Genomic DNA, 11,301 nt, shown 5'->3' on the forward strand with positions numbered 1-11,301 from the left:
ATCCCGGTGGCACTGGCCGCAGCTGATCACGGCGTTCCACGCCGGGGTGGTCACCCCGTTGTGGCACACGATCGCGCTACAGGTTGTAGAACTTCCTGTTCCAGCGCGACCAGCTGCGCCGGCCTCGTAACTATATGTCGACGCGAAGGAAACGTTCCGCAAACCGTCGAAGTGGCTGCCCGCCGCGGCCGTCTTGCCCGCCGTCGCCGTCGCCGTGTGGCACGCCGCGCACTCGGTCAGGTCATCCGCCGCGGGCAGCGCGTTGCTCGTCAGGTGCACGCCGTGACGGTTCGCCGCCATCAGCGCGCCCTCGTGGCACGACGCGCAGTCGTCGGCAAGGGACACGCCCCACGTGTAGGCCCGGGCAGGGATCCCGACCGCCGCCGTGCCGTCGTTATGGCACACGTTGGTCAGACACGAACCGTAGCTGGCATCACCCACCACCACACCGCCGTCGTAGCTCGCGGCACCCGATGCCATCGTCACCGCAGAGTCGATGTGGCTCGACCAGGCGCCCATGGACTGGTCCTGACCGCCGGAAGCGTGACAGCTGTCACAGTCCGGGCTCACTCCCCAGGTCGCCGCGGCACCGAAGTGGGCGTTGTGGCTCAGGGTCGAAGGCGCGGAATCGTGGCAGATCCCGCAGTTGGGATCGGCGATGGCCGTGCCCCACGTGCTCGTCGCTCTCGCCGTTCCCGTCCCGTCGTTGTGGCAGTCGCTGGTGTCGCACGTCCCGAAGGATGCCGCGAACGGAGTCCCCGTGGTGCCGCCGTAGCCGGGAGCCGTGATCACGAAACCGACCGTACCGTCGAGGTGGGCCGTGTCGGCGCCGTTGTTCGTGTGGCAGTTGGTACACGCGATGGTGATCCCGTAGGTGTTGGCTGCAACCTTGTGGGACGGGTGGCTGCCCGTTCCCGGCCACGCGGACGTATCAGCATGGCACAGGCCGCAGTTGGATGTGGAATCGGACACCATCCACGTTGCCGCGAAGGCCTCGTTGGACGGGTCGTGGCACGTGTTGTTGGTGCAGCTGTCGTTGGTGTCGTTCCAGTCGGTTACCACCACCAGCGCCTCGTTCGTCACCGCAACCGCACGGTCGTTCAGCGCCGTACCCGTCACGTGGCTGAGCGGATCAGAACTGTCGCCGGAGTTGTCGTTGTGACACTGGGTACACTGGTAAGGCTTGTCGAAGTGCTTGTTGTGGGACGAACTCAGCGATGCCGCGTGAGCCTTGTTGGCTGTGCTGTCAACAACCGTCGCCTGGTAATAGTGGCAGTCGTTGCACTGGAGCGATGTCGAAAGATCCCACGCCGCGGACTGGTCAGCACCCTGGTTGTGACAAGAGGCCGTCGTACACGTCCCGTTCTCGCCGCCCGTGTACGTCACCTTGGTGTTGTCGTAGGACAGGGCGCCCGAGTGACCGGAATCATAATCCGCCGTCGGGTGACACTGCACGCAGTCGGGCCACGGACCGCCGGACACAAGGTCGCCCGGCGTCGCGCCGTGGGCCGCGTGGGTCGTCGAGGCTACAGCCGGAGTCACACCATCGCCGTGGCACGAACCGCAGGCGGGAGCCCCGCCGGCCACGTAATCCACCGTCCAGCCGCTGGCCGTGTTCATGGGCAGCGTCAGCGGCGTGTGGCAGTTCACCGAACACGAACCGTCCGCATCCTGGTACTGAACATCCGAGTTCATCGTCGCAAAACCGTTCTCGTGCATCAGACCGGTCGCGTAGTTGTTCGAACCGTCGGCCCAGCCGTGGCACAACGTACACTCGTCGTGGCTGCTGCGAGGCGTCGCGCTGGCCAGGGTGGCAGGATCGTTGGAGGTCGACGGGTTGACGTGGTTCGTCTCGCCGATGATGCCCCAACCCTCGAAGAACGTACCGTGGCAGTTGCCGCACACCGCCGCCGTCGAAGGATCGTCCGTGTAGTTCCACACCGTGTCGGCCACACCCGCCCACTGGCGGTTCCACGTGGCGCTGTCGGAGTGGCACACCGCCGCGCAGTCGTCGCCGGACTCGTCGTAACCGGACGGGATGTTCGTCGTGTTCCAGTTGAAGTTGGCGTTGCTCACGGTGTCCAGGGTGCCGTCCTTGTGGCCCGCGGATACCGATGTATTGTTATTGTGGCACTTCTCACAGCCGGTACCGGAACCGCCGGGAACGGTCTGGTCATGAACCGTCAGAGCGCTGGCCGCGTGCAGACCGGATGCAGGAGCCGTCCCGATGTAGGTTCCGGAGTGGCAGTCGGTACATGCCAGTGCGGCAGTATCTTTCCAGTCGCCTCGGGCCGTATCGACCAGGTGGCAGGTGTTGGTGCAGGTACCCGGCGTCGTGGAGTACACAACGCTTGACGTCCCGCCCGTGTCCCGGGTCCCGTCGATGTGCGTCGCAGCCGACGACGCCGGGTGGCACTCCGCACATCCGCTCACGTAGCTCGCGCTCCCCACGTGGGTCGTGTGGCGCGCTCCCTCGCTGCCCGTCGAGTTGGGGTTCCCGTGGCAGATGAGGCAGTTGCCGTAGAGCTGGTTCCAGGAGGCAGCCACCGCGGGAGCACCCTGGGCCGCCCGCCCGTCGTTGTGACAAGCGTTGGCGCACGAACCGTCGGGTGCGCCCGTGTAGCCCGCACCCGCCGTGAAGCTCACCGCTCCGGTCTGGTGGGCGTAGTTCGTCCCGTTGTCCACGTGGCAGTCCGTACAGCCCATCGTGAACCCGAAGGTCCCCGCAAGAGAACCCGTCAGGTGGGCCGTGTGGCCGTCCGTGGCAGGATCAGAGCTATCGTGACAAAGATCGCAGCTGGATGTGGACGCGCCCCACGTGGCAGCGTAACCGGCAGCCGACGGGTCGTGGCACACGTCCGTCGAACAGCTGTTCGTAACGCTGTCCCACTGCGAGGCCGTTACCGATGCCTCGTTGGATAGAGCCTCACCCCGGCCCGCAAGAACAACAGCGTCCGTGCCGGAACCCGATGTGATATGGGTCCGAGGAGCTGTCGTATCGCCAGCGTTATAGGCGTGACAGTCAGAGCAGAACTTGTCGGCATCGAAGTGAGTCCCGTGCTCGGCGGAAAGGGAAGCAAAGTGGGTCGTGTTGCCCGCACCCGTCACCGAAGCCCCATCCGCATCCCAGTAGTGACACTCGTTACAGGTCACGGAAGCGTTACTGCCCCACTGGGCAGGGTTCGACGCGTCGCTGTGACAAGGCGTCACCGTGCAGTTCGGGCTGCTCCACGTGACCCCGGAACCGAGAACCTCGATGGAACCGTTCCCGTGGGGATCGGCCATCGTGGCGTAAGAACCGCCGTGGCACGCCACGCACTCCGTCACGTCCGTCGTGTCCGCGTCCGCGCCGTGCTGGATGTGGGAACCGGTTGTCGGCGCGAAACCGCTCTGGTTCATGCTGCCCGCCGTCGCGTGACAGTCCACGCACCGGTCGGCGCCAAGGGTCCCCGTACCCCACTCGGTCGCCGCGTCAGAATCGTGACAACCGTTCGTTACCGAACAGTCCGGAACGACCGTGTCGATGTTAACCGCGTTCATACTCGCAGGCAGGCTGCCGCCAAAGTTGACCGTGCTGTCGTTGTGGATACCGGTGTTGGGAGGCACGGTCATGCCGTCATGGGGATGGCAGGCGGTGCAGGACCCTATGTAGGGAGAAGAAATAGCGTGCACCGTGCTGTGGGTCGTGGAATCCTCGTCACCGTTCGCGTGGGTCCGCCCGTAGGTGGCGTGGCAGGTGTCACAGTCGCCGGAGCCGAAGTCCCCGAAGTTCAGTACCCAGCCCGAGTCGGTCATGGTGTGGGCGTAGTTGGGGTCGACGGCGTTGTCGAGGGCTCCCTGGTGGCAGGCGGCCAGGCAGCCGCGCTGTGTTGAATCGTACTCGGCACCGACACCCACGGGGCCGTTCATCGTCACGAGGCCGTCGCCGTGGGCCGGGCTGGTCCCGCCGTAGGTCTCGTTGTAGGCGGCGTCGCCCCAGCCGTGGCAGGCCTGGCACGTGCTGTGGGCGCTCACGGGGTTCAGCACCTCGCCGGCGGTGCCGTCGGCGTCGAAGTTGTTCTGGTGGGAGATCGTCAGGCCGCCCTGCCAGACGTCATTCACCGTGGTGGCGTTGGAAAGGCCGTCGCCGTGGCAGTTGTCGCACACCGCGTCCCCGGGGTTGTTTGTTGACAGGGCCTGGGCGTCCACGACCCCGAGCCACTTGCGGGACCACTTGCCGTTATCGATATGGCAGGTCGCGGCGCAGCCGTTGGCCTGGCTGTAGGAGGTCACGTTGGCAGTGCTGAAGCTGTAGGACACCTGGATGGAGTTCTGGAAGACGCCTGTGATGTGCCCGGCCGTCACCCCCGCGCTCTCGTCGTGGCAGTGGGTGCACCCCTTGCCGGTGTCGAAGCTGGCGTCGTGAGCCAGGGCGTTGGTGGACGCATGGAGGCCGGTGCTGGGCAGGTAGGCGCCCAGATTGTCTCCCAGGAGATCCTTGACGGCGTCATCCATGTGGCAGTCGGTGCAGTTCAGGGCCGCGCCGGCCTGCCAATCGTTACCGCCCGAAACGGTATGGCATGCATTATCGCAGGTGACGTTGGTCGTGTCGTAGCTCGACATGTCGCTGGCAAATCCGGCTGATCCGTTCCAGTGGTCGAGGTGGGTCCCCGTATTGGCACCGGTGCCGTGGCAGGAGTTGCAGTCGTCCACATAGGCATTGTTGGCCGTATTGACATGAAGGGAGTGCAGCCCCGAGGCGGGTACGCCCAGAGCGCCCGTGCCGTGGCAGCCGCCGCAGGTGATGGGCGTAGCCGTATACCAGTCCGGCGTCGCGGTCTCGCCGTGGCAGTCCGCCAGGGCACAGGTTGAAGCTGTGGAGTCGTAGGTTGCGTTGGCGTCGTCCTGGTTCTGGAAATCTTTCAGGTAGGTTGTCGTACTGGTCCCGTCCTGGTGCACGTCGGCCGGATCGTTGTCCTGGTCACCGGTGTGCCTGCCGTTGGGGTGACACGCGCCGCAGGAGGAGTTGCCGGCAAGGACGGCAAGGTGCTTCGGATGGGCCCCGGCCCTGTCAGGACGGACTGCTATGTCGGTGGAGACCGTCTGTGGCCAGTAGTTCCCGTTTGCTCCATGGCAGGTGTCGCAACCCGAGGAGGCCCAGGATCCTCCCCCGCCGCCGGCATCAGGCTGGTGTTTGTGACAGTCCGCGCACCCCGTGGTCACGTTTCCCCCGGGGTGGGTGCTCATGGCCGTGGCGTAATCTTTTGGCCCTTCCGGCTGACCATGGCATGACTCGTTGTCACAGAGGTAGTTGCTGTAATTACCCGGAGAGGTGCTCGCGTAATAGTCGCCGGTGGTGCCGTAGACTACATTGACATTGGCACCGCTTAAGACCGGGATGTTCTGGCGGATCATGGCCACGTTGGTCCCGATCCCATCACCGTGAACCTCGTGACAATCGAGGCAACCGATCTGCATACTGTTATCACCGGTATGGGCTGTGTAGCCGGCGTGGCAGTTGGAGGTCACGCAGTTGGCATAGGTGGGAAGGTCTGTAAGATCGGATATCTGACTGTAGCTGACGGTGAAAGCGAGAAGACTGGGGTTGGAAACGGGAGTATTGCCGGTAGCTTCGAAGTGGGGCCCACTGGCATCGTGGCAACTGGTGCACTTGATGTTGTTGGTGGAGGAGAATTTCCCGTGGCCGTGGCTGGACCAGTCGCTGGTCCCTCCGCCGTCATCGAAGCTGTGGCACACGCCGCAGTCGTTCCTGGTCACATCGGCGCCGCCCGGTTTCCTGATGGAAAGTAGTCCGATGTTGTTGTCCGAGCTGTGGGATGCATGGCAGCCATCCGTACCGGTACCATCCAGACAACCGGTGGGCGCCACAGGGACGCCTCCCGCGTCAACATCATCCAGGGTCACCTTCGCTGAAGTGTAACCGTGGAATGCGACGTTGGTGACGTAGCCTGTACCGCCTCCAGCATTGTCGTGGCACTGCCGAGTACAGAAGGTGTTGCCGTCCGAGTTCCAGGGGGAGACGCTGGAAGCCGTGGACATGTTCAGAAATGTGTTATCCGCAGACAGATTTCCCGTTGAAGCGGCATAACCCACATCCGTCATGTCCTGACCATGAATGTCGGGGTTCAGGGCGTTCGCGCCGCCGCCAACGTAGGGGATGTTGTTGTGGCAGTTAATGCAATCCAGGGTACCGGCATCACCGTCACCATCGGGCATGGAGGAGGATGTATATGGGTTGACCGGGTGTTTGGAGATGGAAAAATCGGTGTAGTGGTTCTTGACGCCCGCCATATTCTCGCGAACGCTTTTGGGTGTGTTGTCGTGGCAGTAAACACACGGAAGGTCGCCCCCGGTCCACCCGCCGTTCTGAATTTCGATGATCCGGGCGTCCTTCTTGATCAGATGGGTGCCGGCCACAACGGTATTACCCGCACCACCCACCGCGTGGCAATCATAGCAGGAGGTGCCCGGGGCATTCAGTTTATGACTGGCCACGGCCGGGGAAAATGTCACCAGTGATAAAGAGATGACGACAAGGAAAAGGGACAGGATTCGCCGACGCGGTTTGGCGGACCGTTCATCCTTCATATTTTGAGGCTCCAATCAATCTTTAAAGGCTCCCACCTTTGAAAAAACACACAAACACCCCTTGAACGGAGTTTATTGTGTCATAATACACCCTAATTGCTCAAAAGTTACATTTAAACCAGAATTACCTGCCAATACAAATTGGCCAAAACCCTGCAGTACTCAAACGCTGGCAAAGCAGTAAGAGATCACCAGGTTTTCATCTGATTGCCTGGCGCTGCAATTGGTCGCTTTGATATATGGTCTATTTGTGCAAACCCAAAGCGATAATATCAACTTCAGGAACTTACCTGAAAAAACTTGTGTAACAATTCCAATTTAGCCCCGGCATGGAATTTTCGTTGATGAACACACAAGGCTGCTTTTTCCTTTCTACTTCCAATTTCATGCAATAAGGAAACCATAAAAACGAACTACATATTGAATCGTAAGAACTTGTTTTTAGTGAACTACCACGGGCTCACGCCCGCAGAATTACGAATGAGCATTAAAACTAAATGGCCCATAACCTCTTCATGGGGTTCCTGATAAAACAAAAAAGCTACATGCACTGATCGGCAGGCCTTGCCCCCAATGACCGGTGTGTTTCCCATCACTTACAATCTGCCATCCTAAATCTTTTACCTATGACACACACCGCAAAGCTCGTCGTCCTGGTCTCTGAGCCGGAGCATTTTGTTGGCCGGTATCTGACTCACGGTAGAACCCGAACCGGGTGTTTCACCGCTCACAAAAAGGTCCGTACCGTGGGGGTTGTGGCAGGTGATGCAGGTCACACGCTCTCCCACCGTATTGTCGGAATTCCAGACCGGATCCAGGCTGTCCCCAAGGGGCAACCTTGGAACGAAATCGTCGCTGGTATCACTGTCCGTGGCGCCTGTCGCACCGTACAGTTTCCAGTGGTCCACGAACTGATCGATGTGGCTGCCCACAGACGGGCTGGCAACCGGGTCATGGGTGGTGAATACGGACATTCCGCCGTCACTCATGAACACATCAATAGTGCCGCCGCCACCCCAAATTGTGAAATTATCACTGGGATGTTTCGGTGAGGAAACAAAGTGGAAATCAGTCTCCTCTGAGTGACAGGAAACACACAAGGTCGTTACCTTGGTCTGTCCTCCGGCAGCTGCAGCCGTCCCTACCCGATATCGATCAGCGCTGTCCACAGGGAAGTGATCCGTCGTCTCGTCGTGGCATGCCACACAGCCAAGGGGCACTGAACTGGCCGGCGCCACATCCTCGAACCAGGCAACGTTGTTGATGTTGGAGTCGCCGTGCCCGCCGCGGGAGAAGCCGCTGATGGGACCGACATAGTTGGCAGCCGCGTTAACAGCCTGATATAGAGTGCCGCCCGGCAGCTGGAAGGTGGCCGGTGTGATGTTGTGACAGTTAAAGCACACGTCCGAATAGGTGGATGCGCCCGCGTCGGCTGTCTGGTTCCACACAACAGACTCACCTCCGTGGCACCGGACGTTGTCGCAGGTAAAGTCGGAGGTATCGGTGAAACTTACACTCGTGGCGCCGAAGAAGGACGGCCCACCCCAGGTGGAGCTGAACCAACTGGGCCTGGCACCGTAGCTGCCCACGTAGCTGGACTGGCCGAGGAGGGTAATGTTGGTCGCCGTAACAGTAGTAATACCGGCCGCATGTCCCGGGTGGCTACCAGTCTCGGCACCCACACCGTGGCACACGTCGCAGGAGATCTGGACACCGCCGGGGCTCTGGGTCTCGGCATGTTTGTTGTGGGCAAGGGGCAGAGAACCGGCATCGGCATGGCAGGCGCCGCAGCTGACCTCGAAGGCCACCGTCGTGGTGTGGTCATGACAATCGGTGCACACGGCCGCGCCAAAGTGAGTAGCCCCGTCGGAGGTGGTCTGGTTGAAGTGGATAACCTCGTTCGGATCGTGGCACACCTGACACACACCGTAGTTGCCTGCGCCGGGGTTGACCACCACGTAGCTCGAGCGCTGGGTCTTGTCGGTAAAGCCGACGACCGTCTTTGCCGGGCTCCCGATGGCAGCCGCGATCATGGCATCGTGTCCGCTCTGTCCGTGGGGATCGTGGCACAGGTCGCACCTGTTACCGTCGTCGCTCGACCCACCGGAAACAAAATGGGCCGTCACCACGAGGGAATGGCAGGAGTTGGCGCAGAAGTCGTTGACCGATGTGCTGTAATCGTTGCCGTTGACGGTATTGAGACGGTTGTCACCCAGGCTGCCGTTGACGTGGCTGGCATCGTACTCGTCGTGGCAGTCGGCGCAGTTCGAGCCGCCCCAGGTGGCAGTGTCTGTGACCTTGCCGTGGCCTGCGCTGTCGAACACCGCGCCGGCCCTGGTCGGGGCATCGATGCCGCCGATCTGCGCCGCGGTGTAATCGCCGTGACACGATTCGCAGTAACCGCCGTCAGTGAGCCACTGGCCTGTTGTTGAGGACCAATAACTCTTGGCCGATCCGGATGGTGTGGATCCGCCGTGACAGGTTTCACAGGCGGTGGTGTTTCCAAAGGTCGTTGCCGAGGCAAAGTCCACAGTGCCGCTTATATGGGAGGCCTGGCCCGACATGGTCGTATTGTTGTTATTAGCCGCGTGGCAATCGCCGCAATCGGCAGCCGGTCCGTAGGGGGTCAACAGGTGGGTGACGTGGTTTCCGCTGGACGGGTTATCGGTATGACAGGTGTTGCAGTCATCGTAAGCGGTGCTCCAGGTGTAGCCCGGAACTGACGGAGCGGCGCCAGTGCCGTCGTTGTGACAGAAGTTGGTGAGGCACGAACCGAAGTTCGTGTCGCCCACGGCCACGCCGCCGTTGTAGGAGGCCGCGTAGGAGGCCAACGTCACCTGGCTGTCGATGTGGGTGGACTGCTGCTGCGCGGCCGCGCCGTGACAGTCAGGACAACCGATGGCAAGGCCGAAGTCGACCGTGGACGCCAGGTGCTCGCCGTGGCTCGAGGTTATCGGCGAATCGATGTGACAGGTGTTGCAGTTATCGTAAGTCGTACCCCATGTGTACCCTGGGATAGCCGCCACACCGCCACGACCGTCGTTGTGACAGGTGTTGGTGCCGCAGGTGCCGGAGGTGCCAGCTTCCCAGCTGCCGCTGTAGGCCACGGAACCCCAACTGCCTACTGTGTAATTAAACTCGAAGGTCCAGCTGCCGTCACGGTGACCGGTGCCTGGGGCAGCACTGTCCCACGTGGTGCTGTAGTGACACGTATCACAGGTCACCGTCAGTCCGAAGTTCGTCGTACTGGCAGTATGAGCCGTGTGAGTGGTGTCTATTGTCACATCGGCATGGCACATGCCGCAGGCCGAGGTGCTTGAAGCGTACCAGGAGAAGTTGGCCGCGGTGGTCTGGTTGTCGTGGCAGTCGAGGCCGGCGCACGTATCGGTGGTTCCGTTGTAGGCCGCCGCCGCTCCCGCGCTGTCAGCCGCGCTGTCCCAGATCCGGTTAAAGCTGCCCACATCGGCCGGGGCCGTCCAGGTGGGCGATTCGTAGTGCCCTCCCCCGCCCGCGCCGAAGGGATCGTTGTGGCAGTGGTCGCACATGGCCTTCTGGCCCGTCTCGTCAGTACCGTAGGACGCCTCGTTCATGAGGGCGTCGATATGAGCCTGGTGCCGACCGGCCGTGTTGGGGTAGGTGGCGCCTGCAGGCCAGTAGGACCCTGCCTGGTTGCCGTGGCAGCTGTCGCATCCGGAAGGTTCGAAGGCCGAATCGTGTTTGTGGCAGTTGGTACACGGGCTGAGACCGGAGGCAGGGTGGGCTCCCGTTACAGCAACAGCGGTGTCGTTATCCAGGAAGGAAACGGTGGCGGTGTGACACTCCTGGCAGATGCTGTCGGCGCCGTCGCTTGTGTCAGCATAGCTGCCCGCGGCGATCCCGCCCCTGACGGTAAAGTCCACAGTCTCGGCAACGGAAGCATTGGGCACACCGTTGGTGGTGGAACCGGCGTCGAACAGGTCGGACTGAATCATGGACAGGTTGGCCGCGTCGCCGTGGGGGTCGTGGCAGTCCACGCACTTGGGATCCCAGGAAGGCCAGGTCCGCTTGGCGGCGGTCATATTCTCGTCCGTGTGGGACACAACGTCGGCGGCGGGAGCGCTGGCGTGGCAACCGGCGCTGCTGCTCATGCAGAACACATCGGGTGTTCCGGCGTAGGGGGCGCCCGTGGTGCCCAGGCGGAACGGGTTGGAACTCACGTTGAGGGCCGCGCTGAAGTCGTGGCCCGTGCTCATGGCATGGCAGTCCAGGCAACCCTTGTCTGGTGTATTGGCCATGCCATGACCCTGGCCAGTGTACTGGGCCGATGCAATGACACTGGCCGTCTCGTCCCGGCCGTTGAAATTGTTCACCTCCAGGGTGTTGTAGTGGCAGTCGGTACAGTTCGTCGGCGTCGCATCCCACGCGATATCGACAGCCGCGTCGTGGCAGGCGCCGGAATCGCAGGTGCCGAAGTTAGTGTCACCGACGGAGACTCCGCCACCGTAAGAGGCCCCTCCAGCGGACAGGGTCACGAACTGGTCGATGTGGGTCGACTGGCCGCCCATGGAAGTGGCACTGGTGGCAGCGTGACAGTCGGTGCAGTCCACAGTGGGATGTGCAAGGTGCTCGTTGTGGGACTCCGTTACCTGGGTCGTGACCGTCGCGCTGTGACACTCCGTACAGTTGGGGATCACATCGCCCCAGATGTAGGACGCTATCGGAGGACCGTCCTTA

Annotated in this window: 2 protein-coding genes; both read right to left on the bottom strand. The window is 62.0% G+C overall.

From position 1 onward, the window contains the following. Positions 1-6,588 (bottom strand): hypothetical protein (locus tag P1S59_13660; protein MDF1527283.1); only part of this gene is annotated, 6,588 nt, incomplete at its 3' end. A 620-nt stretch (positions 6,589-7,208) separates the two neighbouring features. Continuing rightward, positions 7,209-11,301: hypothetical protein (locus P1S59_13665; protein ID MDF1527284.1), on the bottom strand; the 4,093-nt coding region annotated here is incomplete at its 5' end.

This window comes from bacterium, assembly GCA_029210965.1.
GTDB lineage: Bacteria > BMS3Abin14 > BMS3Abin14 > BMS3Abin14 > BMS3Abin14 > JALHUC01.